General features: G+C 72.5%; 15 protein-coding genes and 1 pseudogene. 9 read left to right on the top strand and 7 right to left on the bottom strand.

Features of this window, described 5'->3' with window-relative positions:
* From infB to ACFWM7_RS21660, 7 genes are all read left to right on the top strand, one after another.
* A partial coding sequence (gene infB, locus ACFWM7_RS21690) for a translation initiation factor IF-2 (protein ID WP_383263009.1) occupies positions 1–2122 on the top strand: 2122 nt, incomplete at its 5' end.
* Positions 2123–2320: 198 nt separating this feature from the next.
* Complete coding sequence (locus tag ACFWM7_RS21685; RefSeq protein WP_030085244.1) at positions 2321–2614, top strand: DUF503 domain-containing protein; 294 nt, start codon at positions 2321–2323, stop codon at positions 2612–2614.
* A gap of 36 nt (positions 2615–2650) precedes the next feature.
* On the top strand, positions 2651–3133 hold the full coding sequence (rbfA, locus tag ACFWM7_RS21680) for a 30S ribosome-binding factor RbfA (protein WP_383263008.1): 483 nt from the start codon (positions 2651–2653) through the stop codon (positions 3131–3133).
* Positions 3130–4029 (top strand): tRNA pseudouridine(55) synthase TruB, encoded by a 900-nt coding sequence (gene truB, locus ACFWM7_RS21675; protein ID WP_383263006.1) that lies wholly within the window; start codon positions 3130–3132, stop codon positions 4027–4029. The genes rbfA and truB overlap by 4 nt, the downstream gene beginning before the upstream one ends.
* Positions 4030–4248: 219 nt before the next feature.
* The gene (locus ACFWM7_RS21670; protein WP_383263003.1) at positions 4249–7800 is read left to right on the top strand and encodes a serine protease; all 3552 of its coding nucleotides are present in this window, start codon (positions 4249–4251) and stop codon (positions 7798–7800) included.
* Positions 7801–7843: 43 nt separating this feature from the next.
* Entirely contained in the window at positions 7844–8800 is a 957-nt protein-coding gene (locus tag ACFWM7_RS21665) for a bifunctional riboflavin kinase/FAD synthetase (protein ID WP_383263000.1), read from the top strand.
* A gap of 49 nt (positions 8801–8849) precedes the next feature.
* Positions 8850–9980, top strand: a complete 1131-nt coding sequence (locus ACFWM7_RS21660; protein ID WP_383262997.1) for an XdhC family protein — start codon at positions 8850–8852, stop codon at positions 9978–9980.
* Positions 9981–9989: 9 nt separating this feature from the next.
* Here the strand turns inward: ACFWM7_RS21660 and ACFWM7_RS21655 are convergent, their stop codons facing one another.
* Together ACFWM7_RS21655 and ACFWM7_RS21650 are read right to left on the bottom strand one after the other, a co-directional pair.
* Positions 9990–11306, bottom strand: coding sequence for an MFS transporter (locus tag ACFWM7_RS21655; RefSeq protein ID WP_383262994.1), 1317 nt, complete (start codon positions 11304–11306; stop codon positions 9990–9992).
* Positions 11303–11938 carry an ArsR/SmtB family transcription factor gene (locus ACFWM7_RS21650; protein WP_383262992.1) on the bottom strand — a complete coding sequence of 212 codons (636 nt, stop codon included), beginning with the start codon at positions 11936–11938 and terminating at the stop codon, positions 11303–11305. The genes ACFWM7_RS21655 and ACFWM7_RS21650 overlap by 4 nt, the downstream gene beginning before the upstream one ends.
* Positions 11939–12121: 183 nt before the next feature.
* Between ACFWM7_RS21650 and ACFWM7_RS21645 the strand changes: the two genes are divergently transcribed.
* Together ACFWM7_RS21645 and ACFWM7_RS21640 are read left to right on the top strand one after the other, a co-directional pair.
* Positions 12122–12709 (top strand): dihydrofolate reductase family protein, encoded by a 588-nt coding sequence (locus ACFWM7_RS21645; protein WP_383262990.1) that lies wholly within the window; start codon positions 12122–12124, stop codon positions 12707–12709.
* Between the two features lie 49 nt (positions 12710–12758).
* A pseudogene (locus ACFWM7_RS21640) lies at positions 12759–13075 on the top strand (VOC family protein); the annotation flags it as partial.
* Positions 13076–13145: 70 nt separating this feature from the next.
* On the opposite strand, the gene ACFWM7_RS21635 reads toward ACFWM7_RS21640, so the two are convergent.
* From ACFWM7_RS21635 to ACFWM7_RS21615, 5 genes are read right to left on the bottom strand one after another with little or no spacing between them, the layout of a single operon-like run.
* Positions 13146–14159: an oligopeptide/dipeptide ABC transporter ATP-binding protein gene (locus tag ACFWM7_RS21635; protein ID WP_383262988.1), complete on the bottom strand. Its 1014-nt coding sequence runs from the start codon at positions 14157–14159 to the stop codon at positions 13146–13148.
* Positions 14156–15328, bottom strand: a complete 1173-nt coding sequence (locus tag ACFWM7_RS21630; protein ID WP_383262986.1) for an ABC transporter ATP-binding protein — start codon at positions 15326–15328, stop codon at positions 14156–14158. The genes ACFWM7_RS21635 and ACFWM7_RS21630 overlap by 4 nt, the downstream gene beginning before the upstream one ends.
* The gene (locus ACFWM7_RS21625) at positions 15274–16257 is read right to left on the bottom strand and encodes an ABC transporter permease (protein WP_383262984.1); all 984 of its coding nucleotides are present in this window, start codon (positions 16255–16257) and stop codon (positions 15274–15276) included. The genes ACFWM7_RS21630 and ACFWM7_RS21625 overlap by 55 nt, the downstream gene beginning before the upstream one ends.
* Positions 16254–17345, bottom strand: coding sequence for an ABC transporter permease (locus ACFWM7_RS21620; protein ID WP_383262983.1), 1092 nt, complete (start codon positions 17343–17345; stop codon positions 16254–16256). The genes ACFWM7_RS21625 and ACFWM7_RS21620 overlap by 4 nt, the downstream gene beginning before the upstream one ends.
* Before the next feature lie 3 nt (positions 17346–17348).
* The gene (locus tag ACFWM7_RS21615; protein ID WP_383262981.1) at positions 17349–19226 is read right to left on the bottom strand and encodes an ABC transporter substrate-binding protein; all 1878 of its coding nucleotides are present in this window, start codon (positions 19224–19226) and stop codon (positions 17349–17351) included.
* Between the last annotated feature and the right edge of the window lie 223 nt (positions 19227–19449).

Here is a 19449-nt window from a genome sequence, read left to right as displayed (position 1 = left end):
GTTCGGAGGAGGACACGCATGTGCGCGCCGCGCCTGCGGTCCGGCGTCGGCGGCTGCCGCGGGCCCGGCTGGTCGTGGCGGCGGCGGTCGTCCCGGTGGTGGCGGTGGCTTCGCCGGTCGTCCCGGTGGCGGCGGCGGCTTCGGCGGTCGTCCCGGCTTCGGTGGCCGTCCCGGCGGCCCCGGTGGCCGCGGTGGCACACAGGGTGCGTTCGGCCGTCCCGGCGGTCCGGCGCGTCGTGGCCGTAAGTCGAAGCGGCAGAGGCGCCAGGAGTACGAGGCCATGCAGGCCCCGTCGGTCGGCGGCGTCATGCTGCCTCGCGGCAACGGACAGGCCGTCCGGCTGTCGCGCGGCGCCTCGCTCACCGACTTCGCGGAGAAGATCAACGCCAACCCGGCGTCGCTCGTCGCCGTGATGATGAACCTCGGCGAGATGGTCACCGCCACGCAGTCCGTTTCCGACGAGACGCTCCGGCTTCTCGCCGAGGAGATGAACTACGTCCTGGAGATCGTCAGCCCCGAGGAGGAGGACCGCGAGCTGCTCGAGTCCTTCGACATCGAGTTCGGCGAGGACGAGGGCGGCGAAGAGGCTCTGGTCTCGCGTCCGCCGGTCGTGACCGTCATGGGTCACGTCGACCACGGTAAGACCCGACTCCTCGACGCGATCCGCAAGACGAACGTCGTCGCGGGCGAGGCCGGTGGCATCACCCAGCACATCGGTGCCTACCAGGTCTCCTCCGAGGTCAACGGCGAGGACCGGAAGATCACCTTCATCGACACCCCGGGTCACGAGGCGTTCACCGCCATGCGTGCCCGTGGTGCGAAGTCGACCGACATCGCGATCCTCGTGGTGGCGGCCAACGACGGTGTGATGCCCCAGACGATCGAGGCGCTGAACCACGCCAAGGCGGCCGAGGTGCCGATCGTGGTCGCGGTCAACAAGATCGACGTCGAGGGCGCCGACCCGACCAAGGTGCGCGGTCAGCTCACCGAGTTCGGTCTGGTGGCCGAGGAGTACGGCGGCGACACCATGTTCGTCGACATCTCCGCCAAGCAGGGCCTCAACATCGAGTCCCTCCTGGAGGCCGTCGTCCTCACCGCCGACGCCTCGCTCGACCTGCGGGCCAACCCGGAGCAGGACGCGCAGGGCATCGCGATCGAGTCCCACCTCGACCGCGGCCGCGGTGCCGTCTCGACCGTCCTGGTCCAGCGCGGAACGCTGCGCATCGGTGACACGGTGGTCGTGGGCGACGCGTACGGCCGTGTCCGGGCGATGCTCGACGACAACGGTCAGAACGTCCAGGAAGCGGGTCCGTCGACCCCCGTCCTGGTGCTCGGTCTCACCAACGTCCCCGGTGCCGGCGACAACCTCCTGGTGGTCGACGAGGACCGTACGGCCCGTCAGATCGCCGAGAAGCGCGCCGCCCGTGAGCGCAACGCCAACTTCGCCCGCAAGGGCGTCCGGTTCTCCCTGGAGAACCTGGACGAGGCGCTCAAGGCCGGTCTGGTCCAGGAGCTCAACCTCATCATCAAGGGCGACGCGTCCGGTTCGGTGGAGGCTCTCGAGTCCTCGCTGCTCCAGCTCGACGTCGGTGAAGAGGTCGACATCCGGATCCTGCACCGCGGTGTGGGTGCGGTCACCGAGTCGGACATCAACCTGGCGACGGGTTCCGACGCCATCGTGATCGGCTTCAACGTGCGCGCCGCAGGGCGTGCCGAGCAGATGGCCGAGCGCGAGGGCGTGGACGTCCGGTACTACTCGGTCATCTACCAGGCGATCGAAGAGATCGAAGCGGCGCTCAAGGGCCTGCTCAAGCCGGAGTACGAAGAGGTCGAGCTCGGCACGGCGGAGATCCGCGAGATCTTCCGCTCGTCCAAGCTGGGCAACATCGCCGGTGTGCTGGTCCGCTCCGGCGAGGTCAAGCGCAACACCAAGGCGCGCTTGCTGCGCGATGGCAAGGTCATCGCGGAGAGCCTCAACATCTCCGGTCTGCGCCGCTTCAAGGACGACGTCACCGAGATCCGCGAAGGCTTCGAGGGCGGTATCAACCTCGGAAACTTCAACGACATCAAGATCGACGACGTCATCGCGACGTACGAGATGCGCGAGAAGCCGCGAGGCTGATCCACCTCGGGTCCGCAAGGATCCGCTGGTATTCGGAAGGGGTGTGGGAGTCCGCTCCCGCACCCCCTCCACCACGGTCGGAGCCGGTCGACGGGTCGTATTTCCGTCGATCGGCTCCGGCCGTTCCGGTACGGTTCTGGTGTCCCCGGCAAGCTCTGGCGGGGCACGAACCCGAACCGGCGGGACATCCGGACACACATGTATGTGGGGACCTTGTCCTTCGATCTGCTCCTCGGCGACGTACGGTCGTTGAAGGAGAAGCGTTCCGTCGTCCGCCCGATCGTCGCCGAGCTCCAGCGCAAGTACGCGGTGAGCGTGGCCGAGACCGGCGGACAGAATCTCCACCGCAGGGCCGAGATCGGCCTTGCCGTGGTCTCCGGTGACACCGGACACCTCACGGACGTGCTGGACCGCTGCGAACGGCTGGTCGCGGGACGACCCGAGGTGGAGCTGCTGTCGGTGAGACGGCGGCTGCACAGTGACGAAGACTGACAGTCGAGCGAAATCAGAAGGAAGAGTGACGGACCGGTGACCGACAACGCGCGGGCCCGCAAGCTGGCCGATCGCATCCAGGTCGTGGTCGCGGAGACCCTGGACCGGCGAATCAAGGATCCGCGGCTGGGATTCGTGACGATCACGGACGCCCGGGTCACCGGCGACCTGCGGGAGGCCACGGTCTTCTACACGGTCTACGGCGACGACGAGGAGCGCGCGGCCTCCGCGGCCGCGCTGGAGAGCGCCAAGGGCGTTCTGCGCTCCGAGGTCGGCCGGCAGACCGGGGTCCGGTTCACGCCGACCCTGGCCTTCGTGCCGGACGCCCTCCCGGACAACGCCCGCACCATCGAGGACCTCCTCGACAAGGCGCGGGCCAAGGACGCGGAGGTGCGCCAGGTCTCCACCGGAGCGACGTACGCCGGTGAGGCCGACCCGTACCGCAAGCCCGAGGACGAGGACGACGAGGCGGAGACCCCCGGCTCGACCGACAAGAACGAGGGCCCCGCCTCCGCATGACCGAGCAGACCATCACGCCGGACGGCCTTGTCATCGTCGACAAGCCGTCCGGCTTCACTTCGCACGACGTCGTCGCCAAGATGCGCGGCATCGCCCGTACGCGACGCGTCGGCCACGCCGGCACGCTGGACCCGATGGCGACCGGCGTTCTCGTACTCGGCGTCCAGCGGGCCACCAAGCTGCTGGGCCACCTCGCCCTGACCGAGAAGGAGTACCTCGGCACGGTCCGGCTCGGCCAGGACACCGTCACCGACGACGCCGAGGGCGAGATCACCTCGTCCACGGATGCCTCCGGGGTGACCCGGGAGGGCATCGACGCCGGGGTGGCCGCGCTGACCGGCGCGATCATGCAGGTGCCGTCCAAGGTCAGCGCCATCAAGATCGACGGCAAGCGATCCTACGCGCGGGTGCGCGGGGGCGAGGAGTTCGAGATCCCGGCCCGCCCGGTCACCGTCTCCTCCTTCCGTGTGTACGACGTCCGCGAGGCCGTCGCCGAGGACGGCACCCCGGTCGTGGACCTGGTCGTCTCCGTCGTCTGCTCCTCGGGCACGTACATCCGCGCGCTGGCCCGGGACCTCGGCGCCGGGCTCGGCGTCGGCGGCCACCTCACCGCGCTGCGCCGCACCCGGGTCGGCCCGTACGGACTGGACGCGGCCCGCACGCTGGACCAGCACCAGGAGGAGCTGATCGTGATGCCGGTCGCCGAGGCGGCCGGCGCGGCCTTCCCCCGCTGGGACGTCGACGAGAAGCGCGCCAAGCTGCTCCTGAACGGCGTACGGCTGGACATGCCGACGTACCCGCCGGGGCCGGTCGCGGTCTTCGGGCCGGACGGGGCGTTCCTCGTGCTCGTGGAAGAGGAGAAGGGCAAGGCCAAGAGCCTCGCCGTCTTCGCCTGACCCCCGGGCCTACGCGCCGACTGCTTGTCGTGGAGCGGGCACCACCCCCCCAACCGGTGCCCGCTCCACCCTTTTCCCCTCCCCGGCACCATCCCTGCTCCTCGGGGGACACGCTTATTCACCCCATTGGACGGGCGCTCGGAGTGAATGCCGGGGGCGCAGGGGGCGCTTTCCCCGTCCGCGCGCTCCGGGAGATCACCGGCGGCCTAACGTCGGACCATGGGCAGTGGGGACCGGTCGAAGCTGGTAAAGATCTGCGATCAGGCCGGCCGGCCGCGAGGGACGGGATTCGTCGCGGACGAGCGCGGCACGGTCGTCACCGCCCATCAGGCCGTCGTCTCCCCGGGCCCGCTGCTCCTCCACGGCACCGGTGGCCGTACCTGCACCGTCGCCCCCGACGACATCACCGCGCTGCCCGCCCTCGGCCTCGCCCTCCTGCGCACCGGCGGCCCCGACGCCCTCGACGCCGAGCCGCTGCCCATCGCCGGACGCGACCGCGCCGAGCCCGGCGGTTACGTGGACATCGCCGCCCACGGGCGGCGCGAGGCCCGTGTGCTCGGCACCGCCCCCGCCACGTACGCCGCATCGGACGGCGTCGGCCATCCGGTCCCCGCCGCTCTGGAGCTGGCCCTGGGCACGGACGGGCGCGACGCCCTGCGCTCCGGCGGCGCGGCCATCGGCGGGCCGGTCACCGACCCGGCCACCGGCGCGGTCCTCGGCATCCTCTGCACCACGCTCACCGCCCCGCACGAGGCGGCCGGCCTGGCGCTCCCGATCACGCGGGGCGCGGACGACACCCTGGACGCCCTGCTCCGCCGCAACGCCGCCGTCGCCCCCGCCTACGGCCCCCACCTCAACCTCGCCGGGGCCCTCCAGCTCACCGCCACCTCCGTCGCCTCGGCGGACGGCCCGGAGGCCCGCACCGCGCCGGTCGAGCGCGCGGACGTCCATGCCGAGCTCGCCGCCTTCGCCGCCGGTACGGGCCTGGTTCTGGGCCTCGTCGGCGCACCCGGCACCGGCCGCACCACCGAGCTGGCCGCCCTCGCCGCCCGCCGCGCCGACGGCGGCGCGCCCGCCCCCACGCTCTGGCTGCGCGGCGCGGACCTGCTGGCCGAGGACGTCTCGATCGCGGACGCCGCGAGCCGTACGCTCACCCGCTCCGCCCGGATCGTCACGGCGGCGGGCGCCCACGGCGACATGAGCACGGCCACACCGGAGCGGGTCGCCCGGCTCGCCGTCGACGCCGGGCACCCGCTCCTGGTGGTCCTCGACGGCCCCGAGGAGATGCCGCCGCTGCTGGCCCACCGGCTGGCCGACTGGACGCGCGGCACTCTCGGCTGGCTCCGCGAGAACGCCGTCCGGCTCGTGGTCGCCTGCCGCCCCGAGCACTGGGAGACCGCGGGCGCCCTCTGGCCCCCGGGCGCCCTGTACCGCCCGAGCCGCCCCGCCCGCCGGCTGCCGCCCGCCCTGCGGCTGGCCGACCTCACCCCCGAGCAGGCCGAGAGCGCCAAGGAGGCGTACGGCATCCCGCCCACCGCCCTGGCCCCCGGCCACGACCGGCACCCGCTGACCCTGAGGCTCCTCGCCGAGGTCCGCGAGGCTCTGCCGCCGGGCGTGCCGGGCCGCCCCGACACCGAGGACGTGTTCGGCGCCCACCTCGACCTGCTGTGCGTGCGCGCCGCCGTCCGGATCGCCGCCGCCGCCGACGAACAGCCGCGCGGCGCGGCCGTGCGCCGGCTGGCCGCGCGGGTGGCGGGCCAGGTCCACGAGGCGGCCCGCCGCTGTCTGGGCCCGGGCCAGGGCGAGCTGGACCGGGCGGCGTTCGAGGAGATCTTCCCCTGGCGCACCGGCTGGGCCTCCGCCGTGCTCACCGAGGGCCTCCTCGTCCCCGCCGGGGCGGGCTACCGCTTCGCCCACGAGGAGCTCGGCGACTGGGTGCAGGGCGCCCACCTCGACCTGGACGCGGCCCTGCGCTCCCTGGTGCACCGCTGGCACCGGGGGAGCGGCACCCCGGACCGCACACCGCACCCCCACGACTCCGGCGAACCCCGCAGCCTGCCCGTGCCCCGGCACCGCATCGGCCCGGTGATCCAGGCGATGGTGCTCCTCGGCCGCCGCCAGGGCACCGCCGCCCTCGCGCACCGGATGGCCGACCTCATCGAGGCGCTGGACCGGCTCTGGACCGACGAGGGCCCGCGCGACGAGGACGCCGCCTGGTGGGCGGCCCACCTGCTGGGCGGCAGCCTCCTCCGGGTGCCCGACGCCCGCCCGTATCTCGGCGTCCTGCGGGTCCTCGCCGGACGCATCACCCGCCGTTCCGCCGCCCCCGAAGGACCCGGGGACCTCGGGGCGTACGGCGAGTTCGGGCCCTGGTTCTGGCGGCGGCTCCGGCTGCCCGAGGAGGACCGGATCGACCTGCTCCGCCGTCTGGCGCCCGCCGACGGGCTGCCCCGCACCGACGGCGACGAACGGTATCTGGACGCGGTCGCCCGCCGCCTCGCCCTCGACGCCCCGGCCGTCCAGCCGCTGCTGTGCCGCTGGTTCACCGACGAACGCCCGCTGCTCGTGGGCCCCGACGCCCCGGACGTACCGCTGCGCCCCACCGTCGCCGCCGCCGCGCAGGCCCTGCTGTACGCCCGCCGCGAGCTGGACCTGGACGGCCTGACCGACGCGCTCATCGCCACCCCGCACCAGCGCGCCGGGGAGCTGCTCGCCGCCCTCGCGGAGGACGAGCCCACCGCGCTCTGCCGGGCCGTCGAGCGCTGGGCCCGCGACGAGGACCGCCCGGCCCGCCGCTCCGCCGCCGCCCGCTACGCCGGACTCCTCCAGCAGCGGGTCACGGCCGATGGCGACCGGGCCCTGCTGCGCTCCACCGCCGAGATCCTCCTGGGGCGCCCCGAGGACGCCGAGCTGCACGCCACCGCCCACACGCTCCTCGTCCGCGACCCGGAGGCCAGGAGGCGCCATCTCCCGGGCGCCCTGCGCGCGTTCGCCGCCGGCGACCCCCGGCTCCCCGTCGAACTGCTCGCCGAGGTGTTCGCGGCCCACCAGGAGCCGGTCCTCGCCGCCCTCCGCGCCCGTCTGGCCCGTCCCGGCGACGGCGGGGGAGCGGTGCTGCGGGCCCTGGCCGGCCTCGACACGCCCGCGCTCGCGCTGCACGTCGCCGGGCTCGTACGGGAGTACATCGACGCCCACCCCGAGGACGGCACGCCCGCCGCCGAGTACGTCGACCTCCGCCTGGAGCACGGCCCGGCCGCCCGCGCGCTGCTGCTGCCCCTGGTCACCGGGCTGCTCCGGGACCGCCCCGCACCGCCTCCGGTGCGCGCCGCGCTCGCCGCTGTCCTCGCCGGGCCCGGCAGCGCGGACTCCCGGCCGCTGCGGGCCGAGCTGCTGGAGGTCCTGCTGGAGTTCGAGCAGGTCACCGGCCGCAACCCCGATGTGCTGGAGGCCCTGCTCCGGGCCGCCGCCGTGGGCTCGGAGCGCCGCCCCGAGATCCGTACCCGCGCACTCGTCCACCGCACCGGGATGCTGCTGGTCCGCACCCCCGAAGGCGCGGCCCGCTTCGACCGGGGCCTGGTCGAGCTCGCCCGCGAGGTGCCCGGCTTCGCCGCCCTCGTCACCCGTTGGCTGGCCGACGCCCCGCAGGAGTGGGCGGCGGTCGTGGGCCCGAGCGCCCGGCGCACGGTCGAGGCGTTGGAGACATCACGCCCGTCGATGCCGATGCCGATGCAGGCGGCGGGACGTGAGCATGGCAGTCTTAGACCTGCGTAATCGACATACACACGTACACAGGTTCGGGCGAGGAGCGGTCACAGTGCAGCGCTGGCGTGGCTTGGAGGACATCCCCCAGGACTGGGGACGCAGCGTCGTCACCATCGGCTCCTACGACGGCGTGCACCGCGGACACCAGCTGATCATCGGCCGGGCCGTCGAGCGCGCCCGCGAACTGGGCATTCCGTCCGTCGTCGTCACCTTCGACCCGCATCCCAGCGAGGTGGTCCGCCCCGGCAGCCACCCGCCGCTGCTCGCCCCGCACCACCGCCGCGCGGAACTGATGGCGGAGCTGGGCGTGGACGCCCTGCTGATCCTGCCGTTCACCGCGGAGTTCTCGAAGCTGTCGCCCGCCGACTTCATCGCGAAGGTCCTCGTCGACCGCCTCCACGCCAAGGCCGTCATCGAGGGCCCCAACTTCCGCTTCGGCCACAAGGCCGCGGGAAACGTCGCGCTGCTGACCGAGCTGGGCGCCACCTACGACTACACCGTCGAGGTCATCGACCTGTACGTCACCGGCGAGGCGGGCGGCGGACAGCCGTTCTCCTCCACGCTCACCCGCCGGCTGATCGCCGAGGGCGACGTCGCCGGGGCCGCCGAGATCCTCGGCCGCCCGCACCGGGTCGAGGGCATCGTGGTGCGCGGCGCGCAGCGCGGCCGCGAGCTGGGCTTCCCCACGGCCAACGTCGAGACCCTGCCGCACACCGCGATCCCCGCCGACGGCGTCTACGCCGGCTGGCTGGAGGTGGAGGGCGAGTCGATGCCCGCCGCGATCTCGGTCGGCACGAACCCGCAGTTCGGCGGCACCGAGCGCACGGTGGAGGCGTACGCCATCGACCGGGTCGACCTGGACCTGTACGGGCTGCACGTGGCCGTCGACTTCCTGGCGTACGTCCGCGGCATGCTGAAGTTCGACTCGATCGACGAGCTCCTGGTCGCCATGGCCGCCGATGTGAAGCGCTCCAGCGAGCTGACCGCCGCGTACGACCGCGCCCACTGACGTACGCCTGGAGTGTGCGTTCCGCCCCGGGACGGCGGATGCTGACAGGGTGCGCGACATCCTGCCCGACCTCCGCTCCCGGTGCGCCGACGACGTCCCCTTCGCCCTGGCGACCGTCGTCGCCGTGCACGGCAGCGCGCCCCGCGGCCCCGGTGCCGTCATGGCCGTCGACGCGGCGGGCGCGGTGGTCGGCAGCGTCTCCGGGGGCTGTGTCGAGGGCGATGTGTACGAGGTCGCCCGCGAGGTGCTGGTCGGTGCGGGGCCGCGTGTGGTGGCGTACGGGATCAGCGACGACGAGGCGTTCGGCGTCGGGTTGACCTGCGGCGGCACGATCGAGGTGCTGGTGCGCGCGTACGCGACCGCCGCCGAGCGGACGGACCTCGCGGCCGTCCTGGACCTCATCGCCGCCGACCTGCCGGTGGCCGAGGCCACGGTCCTCTCCGGTGCGGCGGAGACCGGGGCCCGCCTGGTGATCCGCCCCTCCGACGCCGGGCCCACCACCGGCACGCTCGGCTCCAAGGGGCTCGACGCGGCCGTCACCGCCGACGCCCGCGGACTGCTGGCCCAGGGCCACACCGCGACCCAGTGGTACGGGGCGCACGGCCGGCGCCGGATGCAGGAGGTGGCCGTCTTCGTCCGGACGTACGCCCCGCCGCCCCGCATGCTCGTCTTCGGCGCGATCGACCACGCGGCGGCCACCGCCCGCATCGGCTCGTTCCTCGGCTACCGGGTCACCGTCTGCGACGCCCGCCCCGCCTTCGCCACCCGGGAACGCTTCCCCACGGCCGACGAGGTCGTCCGGGCCTGGCCGCACACCTACCTGGAGTCCACCGAGGTCGACGCCCGCACGGTGGTCTGCGTGCTCACCCACGACCCGAAGTTCGACGTGCCCCTGCTCCTCGCGGCCCTGCGCACGCCCGCCGCGTACATCGGGGTCATGGGCAGCCGCCGCACCCACCACGACCGGCTCGCCCGGCTGCGCGAGGCCGGGGCGGACGAGGCGGCACTGACCCGCCTCGCCTCGCCCGTGGGCCTCGACCTCGGAGCCCGTACGCCGGAGGAGACGGCGGTTTCCATCGCCGCCGAGGTCATCCAGCACCGCTGGGGCGGGACGGGGCGGCCGCTGGGGGAGCTGACGGGGGCGATCCACCACCCCGGCGGCCCGGCCGGGGCGCGGTGATCAGGGCGATCAGGGCGCCGTCTTCGCACCGTCCCGAGCCGCCTCCTCCTGCGGTACGCCGTCCTCGCGGGGGCGGTCCATGGCCCGCCACTCCGGCCGCACTCCGGCCAGGGTCGTGGTGAGGAAGTATGCGGCCCCGCAGACGAGCAGCACCGGAGTCAGTCCGGCGGCCGTCACCGCCGCCCCGGCGAGCAGCCCGCCGAGCGGGATGCCGGACCAGGCCAGCGAGTCCCCGAGGGCGTTGACCCGGCCCAGCATCCGGCGCGGCACGCGCTCGACGAGGACGGCGCCCAGCACGGGGTTGATGAACCCGGCCCCGAACCCGCTGACGGCGAAGACGGCCAGCACCACGCCCAAGGGGGCGTCCATCGCGAGGACCAGGAACCTCGGGGCCCCGGCCAGGAGGAACCCGATGAGGAACACCGCTCTGCGGCGCAGCCGGTGGGCGGCCATTGCCGCGATGAGGCTGCCGCCGACCGCGGCGGCCCCCATCACCGTGCTGACCAGACCGATCGCCGCCGGTCCTTTCCCGGACTCCTCGGCCCAGACGGGGATCATCAGGCTGGTCAGCGCCGCGTCCAGCAGGTTGGTGATCCCGACCACGACGACGACGGCGAGCAGCAGCGGATCGCCGCGCAGGAAGGTGAAGCCCTCGCCGAACCGCTGCCAGTAGCCCGGTTCCCGGTCGTCGGCAGGTGCTGAGGGGTCCACCGCCGGACGCCCCATGCCGCGCGGCAGCGCGACGGCGACGATCACCGAACCGAGCACGAAGCAGACCGCGTTGACGACCAGACCGGTCATGGGGCCGAGCAGCGCCACCAGGGCGCCGCCCGCCGCCGGGCCGATGGTGGAGGCGAGCCGCTCGATCACGCCGGACAGGCCCATGGCCCGCTCCAGGGGTGTTCCGGCGCGCTCGGCGGCCTCCGGGACCATGACCTCTTTTGCCAGGTCGCCCGGACCGCGAGCAGCCCCGATCATCGCGACCAGACCCAGCAGGACGGGGAAGGAGAGCAGGTCCAGGGTGTGCAGCAGGGGGATCGACGCGGCGGCGGCCGCGCTCGCCAGGTCCGTGGTCCAGGAGACGGTCCGTGGGCCCGTGCGGTCCACCAGCGGGCCGGACAACGCCTTGACCAGGACGTACGGCGCCATCTCACAGAAGGCGACCAGCCCGGTCCGCGTAGCGCTGCCCGTGGTGACGAGGACGAACCAGGGGAGGGCGATCAGGGAGATCCGGGTGCCGGTCACGGAAGCGGCGACGGCCGCCAGCACCCCGGCCAGCGGCCGTAAGGACCGCTTGCCCGATATGGTCGGCTTTTCTTGCGTCACGGTGCCTCCGCTTGCAGGGCTGGCGTGTTCGGCTCGGGCAGGAAGTGGGTGATGACGCCGACGCGCTCCGCACCCACCGGGGCGGTCGCGGCGTTCTCCGGGGTGTCGCGCCGGTAGCGGCCGATGACGTCCCACAACTCCTGAGAGAGCGCGGTCGTCTCCTCGGGCGTGAGCCGCAGAACCCAGTCGCTCAGGTCGAACCGCTCCCGCCAGACGCGGGGCATCGTCTGCAGGTCGTTCAGCGTCTGCTGGGTACGCAGGGCGTAGATGGAGGCGACGGACTGCTGGTACGCGAGGGCGGCCTCCGGCTCCCGCTCGGCCAGCTCCGGGTCGTTGAACCAGGTCGTCCGGTGCACCGAACGCCACCAGCGCTCACGGGCGTTGCCGCGTTCCGTGTCCTCCTCGACGAAGCCCGCCGCGCCGAGCTGACGCAGGTGGTAGCTGGCCGTTCCGGAGTTCACTCCCAGCCGCTCCGCGAGCCGGGTGGCCGTGGACGGGCCGTGCTTCCGCAGCAGCCCGACCACCTGCACGCGGACCGGATGCGCCATGGCGCGCAGTCCCTTGGCGTCGAGGACGACCGATCCTTCGTCCAGCGACGGGTCGTCGGAAGGGGGCGGGGTGTTGTCTGTCATGCGGGAGACTCTAGACCGCAAAGAGGTCTTCGCAAAGACTCCTCCGCGAAGAACTCTTTGCAATCTGTGGGGATCTGTTGCGACGGGGGTGCCGGCATATGCCGACCGATGAGTTCCGCAGTGCCCGGATGTCATCAACTGCGGGACCGCCGACAGGCGCCCGTCCGTACCGAAGGAGACGCCGTGGCCAAGCTCATCTACTCCATGATCACCTCGCTCGACGGCTACGCCGAGGCGGCGGAGGGCGGCCTCGGCACCGGGGCCGAGGATCCGGAGGTCCATACCTTTGTCAACGACCTCTTCCGGCCGGTCGGCACCTACCTCTACGGCCGGCGGATGTACGAGACGATGGTCTACTGGGAGACCGCGCTCGACGAGCCCGACCAGCCGCCGCACATCGCGCAGTACGCCCGCGACTGGCAGGCCGCGGAGAAGGTCGTGTACTCCACGACGCTCGACGCGGTGTCCAGCGCGAAGACCCGGATCGAGCGAACCTTCGACCCGGACGCGGTGCGCCGGCTCAAGGCCGATTCCGAGGCCGACCTCACCGTCGACGGCCCGAACCTCGCCGCCCAGGCCATCGCGGCCGGCCTGGTGGACGAGTACCACCTGTTCATCACCACGAGCGTGGTCGGCGGCGGCAGGCGGTTCTTCCCCGACGGCGTCCGCCTCGACCTCGAACTGGTCGAGGAACGTGCCTTCGACAGCGGACTCATCTACGCGCGCTACCGCACTCCTGACCATGATCAGGAGCCATCCGGCGCCCTTTAGGGTGTGCGGCATGACGCTGCACCTCGTTCAGGTGCGCTTCAAGGCCCGCGACGAAACAGCGCTGGGCCGGTTCTGGGACGAGGCGATCGACTGGACCGTCCACGAGCTGACCGACGACCGCGCCCCGCCGCGCTCCGCCCAGGGCGTCGGGCCGTACCTGGAGTTCCGCCGTACGCCGGACGACGAGGTCGTGTGGAGCCGCGCCCACCTCGATGTGCGGCCCGGCCCGGCCGTGGATCAGACGAAGGAGATCGCCCGGCTCGAAGGCCTCGGCGCGACTCGGGCCACGTGGGGCAGGGCGACGCCCCCTGGGCCGTCCTCGCCGACCCGGAGGGCGACGAGTTCTGCGTGCTCGCCCGGGGCTGACGCGGAACGCCGCCCGGCAACCGTCACCGCCGCTCCGGGAGGGGCGGCGGCGACGGTTACGGGATGTTCCTCAGGCCTCTCCGCCGCACGCCGCCGCCCAGTGGCACGCCACCTGGGTGTCCCCGCCCCCGTTCAGCACCGGCAGATCCACCGTCCGGCACGCCTCCGCCACCCCCGCCCGCTCCGCCTCGCCCGAGGCCAGGACCTGGCAGCGGACGTGGAACCGGCAGCCCGAGGGCACCTTCGAGGGGTCCGGGGGCTCGCCGGTCAGGACGACCGGTTCGCCCTGTGCCTCCGGGAGGACCGACAACAGGGCCCGGGTGTACGGGTGCTGAGGGGCCGTGAGCAGTTGCTCGACCGGGCCCGTCTCGACGATCCGGCCCAGATACATCACCGCCACCCGGTCCGCGATGTTCCAGGCGAGCCCCAGGTCATGGGTGACGACGAGGGCCGAGAGGCCCAGCTCGTCCCGGAGGCGCAGCAGGAGCGCCAGGATCTCGCCCCGTACCGACGCGTCCAGCGAGGCCACCGGCTCGTCGGCCACGATCAGCTCCGGCTCCAGGACCAGGGCCCCGGCGATCACCACGCGCTGGCGCTGACCGCCCGACAGCTCGTGCGGGAAGCGCAGGAAGAACCGCTCCGGCGGGCGCAGACCGGCTCGGGAGAGGGCGTCCGAGACGGCCGCCCGCTCGTCGCCCGCGTACCCGTGGATGCGCAGCCCCTCGGCCACCGCGTCGTACACCGTGTGTCGCGGGTTGAGCGAGCCGCTCGGGTCCTGGAGCACCAGCTGCACGCGCTTGCGGTACGCCTTCAGCGCCCGGCCCGTGTAGTCGAGCGGCGCACCGCCGAAGGTGACCCGGCCGGAGGTGGGCGGGACCAGGCCGAGCAGGGAACGGGCCAGCGTCGTCTTGCCGCAGCCGGACTCGCCGACCAGGGCGACGATCTCGCCGGGCCGGATGTCCAGGTCGACGCCGTCGACGGCCCGGGCGGTGGCGGCCCCGCGTCGGCCGGGGAACGCGACCTTCAGCTCCTCGGCGCTGAGGAGGGGCGCGGTACTGACGAGGGGCGAGGGCGTGGTGCTCATGAGGTGCTCCTTGCATCGTCGTCCTCGGGCTGCGCGCCGTCCGCATGGGGTCGTGCGCCGTCCGCGCGGGGCTCTCTGCCGTCCGCGTCCACCAGGACGCAGGCCGCCCGGCGCTCGGGTCCGGCGTCCCGCAGCTCCTGGTTCTCGGTGTCGCAGGAGTCCAGCGCCACCGGGCAGCGCGGATGGAACGTACAGCCGCCCGGCAGCGCGGCCGGGTCCGGCGGGTCGCCCGGCAGGCCGCGTGGGGCGTGCCGCGAGGACAGGTCCCCGATCCTCGGGAACGCGGCGGAGAGGGCCTTGCCGTACGGATGGCGGGCGTCCGTGTACACCTGCCGCGCCGGGCCCTCCTCCACGACCCGGCCCGCGTACATCACCGAGAGCCGGTCGCAGGTGTCCGCGAGCACCGCGAGGTCGTGGCTGATCATGATCAGGCCGACGTTCTGGTCGGACACCAGTTGCTCGATCAGGCGCAGGATCTGCGCCTGGATCATCACGTCCAGCGCGGTCGTCGGCTCGTCCGCCACGATCAGCCGCGGATCGCAGGCCAGCGCCATCGCGATCATCACGCGCTGGCGCTGCCCGCCGGACAGCTCGTGCGGATACGCCTGCGCGCGGGCGGCCGGCAGGCCCACCTGTTCCAGCAGCTCTCCGGCGCGCTTGCGGGCAGCGGCAGGGGTGGCCTTGCTGTGCAGCAGGATCGGTTCGGCGATCTGGTCCCCGACCCGGTGGACCGCGTTGAGCGAGTGCATCGCGCCCTGGAAGACGATCGACGCGCCCGCCCAGCGGACCGCCCGCAGCCGCCCCCACTTCATGGTGAGGACGTCCTCGCCGTCGAGCAGGATCTCGCCCGTCAGCTTCGCCGTCGCGGGCAGGAGGCGGAGCAGAGCCAGGGCCAGCGTGGACTTCCCGCAGCCGGACTCCCCGGCGATGCCGAGCTTCTGCCCGGCCTCGACGCGCAGATCGACCCCCCGTACGGCGGGGACGGCGTCGGCCTCGCCCCCGTAGGTGACGGTCAGGTTCCGCACCTCCAGGAGCGGGGGTTCGCCGACCGGCTTCGACAGGCCGGGCGCGCCGGACGGGTCCGGGTTCGGCGTGGTGGTCGTGGTCGTGGCGGTCAACGGGACACCCCCAGCTTGGGGTTGAGCACGGACTCGATGGTGCGGCCGCACAGCGTGAACGCGAGGGCGACCACGGCGATGGCGAGTCCGGGCGGAGCGAGGTACCACCAGTGGCCGGAGCTGACCGCGCCGGCCTCGCGGGCGTCCTGGAGCAGACCGCCCCAGGAGACGATCGTGGGATCGCTGAGCCCGAGGAAGGCGAGGGTGGCTTCGGTGAGGATGGCGGTGGAGATCACGAGCGTGGTCTGGGCGAGCACCAGCGGCATCACGTTGGGCAGGACGTGCCGCGACATGATGTGGCCGTGACCGCCGCCGAGCGCCCGCGAGCGTTCGATGTACGGGCGGGACTCGACGGACAGCGTCTGGGCGCGGACCAGCCGGGCGGTCGTCGGCCAGGTCGTCACGCCGATCGCCAGGATCGTCGTCCAGATCGACCGGGAGAGGACCGTGGCCAGGGCGATGGCCAGCACGAGGGTCGGCATCACCAGGAACCAGTCCGTCACCCGCATGATGACGGTGGCGTACCAGCCCTTGAAGTGGCCCGCGGTGATCCCGATCAGGGTGCCGATCGCCACGGAGAGGAAGGCGGCGAGCAGTCCGACCGTCAGGGACACGCGCGTGCCCCACAGCATCAGGGCCAGCAGGCTGCGGCCGAACTGGTCGGTCCCGAGGGGGAATTCACCGCTCGGCTCCTCCAGCGGGCCGCCCGGGGCGTCGGTCACGCTCTGCGAGTCGGCCCCGACCAGCAGCGGGGCGGTCAGCGCCAGCAGGGCGATCACCGTGAGCACGGCGAGGCCGACGAGACCGGCGCGGTGCGTGCGGTACTGCCGCCAGAAGCGGGCCACCGCCTGCCGCCGCCGGGCCCGGGTCAGGGCGCGCGGGCTCTGTCCCCGTACGTCCCCGGAGGGCTTCCCGGCGTCCGGCTGCTGCGGCCCCTGCGGCCCCTGCGGTTCGGAGGGCTTCTCCATCGACGTCGTCATCGGCCCACCCGGGGATCCAGCAGCGGATAGATCACATCGGCGAGCGTGTTCATCAGGATCACCGCGGCGGCGAACACGAAGAACAGCGCCTGCACCAACGGCAGGTCGGGCACGCTCAGCGCCTGGTAGAAGAGGCCGCCGAGGCCCGGCCAGGAGAACACCGTCTCGACCAGGATCGCCCCCGCCACCGTCGTACCGAGGTTCACGAAGAGGAGGGTGACGGTCGGCAGCATCGCGTTCGGCACGGCGTGCTTCCGGCGTACGAGGTCGTCGCGCAGCCCCTTCGCGCGGGCCGTGGTCAAGTAGTCGCTGCCCATCTCGTCCAGCAGCGAGGAGCGCATCACCAGGAGGGTGCGCGCGTACTCCACGGCGACCAGCGTGATGACGGGCAGCACCAGGTGATGGGCGATGTCCAGCACGCGGTCGAAGCCTTCGGTGTCGCCCGACTCCATACCGCCGGTCGGGAACATCCCCGGGATCGGACCGATGCCCACCGACAGGGTGATGATGAGAAGCAGGCCGAGCCAGAACGAGGGCACCGAGTACAGCGTCAGCGCGAACGCCGTGCTGGCCCGGTCCCCGGCGCTGCCGTTGCGCCACGCGGAGCGCGCGCCCAGCCAGATGCCGAGCAGCGTGTAGATCACGAAGGCGGTGCCGGTCAGCAGCAGGGTGGCGGGCAGTGCCTCGGCGATCTTGTCGACGACCGGGGCGCGGAACTGGTACGACGTCCCGAAGTCGCCGGTCAGCGCCTTGCCGCAGTACTGCGTGAACTGCTGCCACAGCGGCAGGTCGAGCCCGAACTCACGGCGCATCGCCGCGATCTGCTCGGTCGACACCTGACGGCCGCCGGTCATCTGCTTGACCGGATCGCCGGGGATCAGGCGGAAGAGGAAGAAGCTGGTGACGAGGACGGCGAAGAGGGAGACGGCCGCCCCGGCGAGCTTGCCCGCCGCGTAGCGGGCGTAGGCGGCCGTACTGCGGGAGCGTGGGGAGCGGGGCGACGGCCCGGCCGGAGCCGGGCCGCCGGATTCGGTGCTCTCCACGCCCGCCGCGCCCTTCAACAGGGCGGGAGTGCTTTCTGAGCTCATGGACTATTCACGGTCTTCCGCGGTGGAGCGGCGACGCATGGCGAACAGGAGTCCGCCACCGGCGAGGACGACGACGGCGATCCCGACCCCGACGAGCACCCCGGTGGAGGAGCCACCGGAGTCGGAGGAACCGGACGAGGAGGCCCCGGCGGCCGGGACCGCCGACCACCAGCTCCAGTAACCGTCCTGGCCGTAGATGTTGCCCGCGGCCGACGGCATGGTGGTGATGGACTCGATGTGGTCGGTGCGGTAGGCCTCGACGGCATTCGGGTACGCCATGACGTTCATGTACCCGGTGTCGTACAGCCGCGACTCCAGTTGCTTGACCAGATCCGCCCGCTTGGCGGGGTCGTACTCCGCCAGTTGCTTCTTGTACAGCTCGTCGTACTGCTTGTCGCAGATGAAGTTGTCGGTCGCGGCCGTCTCCTTCGCCTTCGCCGGCAGGGCGGCGCAGGTGTGGATGGAGAGGACGAAGTCGGGGTCGGGGTTGACGGACCAGCCGTCGAAGGCGAGATCGTACTCACCGGCGTACCAGGGGTCGGAAACGTTGTCGAGGCAGTCGACCTTCAGCCCGATGCCCTGCTCGCCCCACCACTCCTGGAGGTACTTGCCGATCGCCTTGTCGTTGGGGTCGGTGGCGTGGCAGAGGATGCGGAAGTCGAGCGGCTTGCCGTCCTTGCCGACGCGCTTGCCCTGGCCGTTCTTCTCGTACCCGGCCTCGTCGAGGAGGGCGGAGGCCTTCTTCGGGTCGTAGGCGAGCTTCTGGCCGTCCGCCGGCTTCCAGAAGTAGTCGCCGAAGCGCGGCGGGATGTACCCCTCGCCCTCGACGGCGTGGCCCTGGAAGACCTTGTCGATGATGGTCTTGCGGTCGACCGCCATGAACAGCGCGTGCCGCACCTTCTGGTCCAGCAGCGCCGGGTGCCCGTCGCCGAACTTCTCCCCGTCCTTGGTACGGGCCCCGGGGTTGACGGCGAGCGCGAAGAAGCGGCGGCCCGGGGCGTCGTTCACCTTGATGTCCGGGGCGTTCTCCAGCGAGGCGGACTGGGCGGGCGTCAGGCTGGGGCTGCCCGCGACGAAGGAGACCTCACCCTTGCGCAGGGCGGCGACGGCCGCGTCCTGGTCCTTGTAGTAGCGGAAGACCAGCTCGTCGAACTTGGGCGAGCCGCGCCAGAAGTCCTTGTTGGCCTTCAGCTTCACATAGCTGTCGACCTTGTAGTCCGTCAGGATGAACGGACCGTTCCCCACGACGGGGAAGTCCTTGTCGTTGTTGAACTTCGAGAAGTCGCCGACCTTCTCCCACACGTGCTTGGGGACGATCGGGACGTCGAGCGCGGCCATCGTGGCCTGCGGCTCCTTGAGCTTGATGACCAGCTTGTCCTTGCTGGGCGCGGTCACCTTCTCGAAGTTGCCGACGAAGCTGCCGTTGGAGGTGGCCGCCCCCTCGTCGGTCATCATCTTGTTGAACGTCCAGGCCGCGTCCTCGGCGGTGGCCTGCTGCCCGTCGGACCACTTCGAGTCCGAGCGGATCGTGTACGTCCACGTCAGCTTGTCGGCTGAGGGCTCCCACGCGGTGGCCAGGCCCGGGATCGCCTTGTTGTCCTTGGCGTCGTAGTTGGTGAGGTAGTCGTACATCAGGCGGTGGATGCTCGTGCTGACCAGCCGCTGCGCCAGGAACGGGCTGAGCGAGTCGACGCTCTGCGCGACGGCGACCGTGAGCGTCGTCTTCCCGTCGTCGGCGCGGGCCTCGGAGGGCGCGGGGGCGAGCAGATTGCCGGGCACCACGGAACCGGCGGTGAGCGCCAGCGCGGCCGCGCCCGAGGCCAGCAGGAGGCGCAGGCGTCGGCGTGGCCGGAAGGAGTGGTGAGGAACTCTTGTGACCATGGACGGGGACCTCGCGTCGTCACTCGCTGAAGAAGGCGGGCAGATCTCTGGTTCGCCAGTTGGTGAAGCGAAGGTTTATCAGCGGTGGTCGAGCCTCGTCAACGGTGTGTCAAACCGCGTGTGGGCTGCGGGAATGCGGAAGGGCTCGCACCGCGTGAGCGATGCGAGTCCCGAATTTGGGGTAAACCAGTTGGGAGTTGGGGGGGCCAACCGCCCGCCCCAC

Source organism: Streptomyces sp. NPDC058375, assembly GCF_042723425.1.
In the GTDB taxonomy this organism is placed as follows: domain Bacteria; phylum Actinomycetota; class Actinomycetes; order Streptomycetales; family Streptomycetaceae; genus Streptomyces; species Streptomyces durocortorensis.
Note: the sequence above shows the minus strand (reverse complement) of the source record. Positions and strands in the feature narration are given on the sequence as shown.

What these genes read in the sequence shown, in the direction of transcription:
- truB (WP_383263006.1), top strand. Translation starts at nt 3,130, where the DNA reads ATGACCGAGCAGACCATCACGCCGGACGGCCTTGTCATCGTCGACAAG.
- ACFWM7_RS21620 (WP_383262983.1), bottom strand. Translation starts at nt 17,345, where the DNA reads ATGAGCTCAGAAAGCACTCCCGCCCTGTTGAAGGGCGCGGCGGGCGTG.
- ACFWM7_RS21685 (WP_030085244.1), top strand. Translation starts at nt 2,321, where the DNA reads ATGTATGTGGGGACCTTGTCCTTCGATCTGCTCCTCGGCGACGTACGG.
- ACFWM7_RS21615 (WP_383262981.1), bottom strand. Translation starts at nt 19,226, where the DNA reads ATGGTCACAAGAGTTCCTCACCACTCCTTCCGGCCACGCCGACGCCTG.
- ACFWM7_RS21625 (WP_383262984.1), bottom strand. Translation starts at nt 16,257, where the DNA reads ATGACGACGTCGATGGAGAAGCCCTCCGAACCGCAGGGGCCGCAGGGG.
- ACFWM7_RS21650 (WP_383262992.1), bottom strand. Translation starts at nt 11,938, where the DNA reads ATGACAGACAACACCCCGCCCCCTTCCGACGACCCGTCGCTGGACGAA.
- ACFWM7_RS21635 (WP_383262988.1), bottom strand. Translation starts at nt 14,159, where the DNA reads ATGAGCACCACGCCCTCGCCCCTCGTCAGTACCGCGCCCCTCCTCAGC.
- ACFWM7_RS21670 (WP_383263003.1), top strand. Translation starts at nt 4,249, where the DNA reads ATGGGCAGTGGGGACCGGTCGAAGCTGGTAAAGATCTGCGATCAGGCC.